At 62.3% G+C, this 807-nt stretch carries 1 protein-coding gene; it reads left to right on the forward strand.

Going from position 1 to position 807, the window contains the following annotated elements; genetic code table 11:
* A partial coding sequence (locus IEX44_RS20815) for an FtsK/SpoIIIE domain-containing protein (protein ID WP_268238914.1) occupies positions 1 to 807 on the forward strand: 807 nt, incomplete at both ends.

Below are 807 nucleotides of genomic sequence, written 5' to 3' on the forward strand. Positions count from 1 at the left end.
GCGGGTACCACGGGTTCGGGCAAGTCGGTCGGTGTGAATGCGATGATCCTGTCGCTGCTGTACAAGGCCACGCCCGATGAAGTCCGCTTCATCATGGTCGACCCGAAGATGCTGGAACTCTCCGTCTACGACGGTATCCCGCACCTCCTGGCCCCGGTCGTCACCGACATGAAACTGGCCGCCAACGCGCTGAACTGGTGTGTGGCGGAGATGGAAAAGCGCTACCGTCTGATGAGCGCCATGGGTGTGCGTAACCTGGCGGGCTTCAACCAGAAGGTGAAAGAGGCCGAGAAAGCCGGCAAGCCGCTCAGCAACCCGTTCAGCCTGACTCCGGACAACCCGGAGCCCCTGCAGCACCTGCCGTTTGTGGTGGTGGTGGTCGATGAATTTGCTGACCTGATGATGGTCGCGGGCAAGAAGATTGAAGAACTGATCGCGCGCCTGGCCCAGAAAGCGCGTGCTGCCGGTATCCATTTGATTCTGGCCACGCAGCGCCCCAGCGTGGACGTGATCACCGGCCTGATCAAGGCCAACATCCCGACCCGCGTGGCCTTCCAGGTGTCGTCCAAGATCGACAGCCGGACCATTCTGGACCAGATGGGTGCCGAAGCCCTGCTGGGTCAGGGCGACATGCTGTTTCTGCCCCCGGGCACCGGTTATCCGCAACGTGTACACGGGGCGTTCGTGGCCGATGATGAAGTCCACCGCGTGGTCGAATACCTCAAGACCACGGGCGAGCCCGATTACGTGGAAGGCATTCTGAACGGCGGGCTGGACGCTGAAGCGGCGGCTGGCAGCAGCGGTGCA

It is taken from the genome of Silvimonas amylolytica (genome assembly GCF_014645555.1).
Lineage (GTDB): Bacteria > Pseudomonadota > Gammaproteobacteria > Burkholderiales > Chitinibacteraceae > Silvimonas > Silvimonas amylolytica.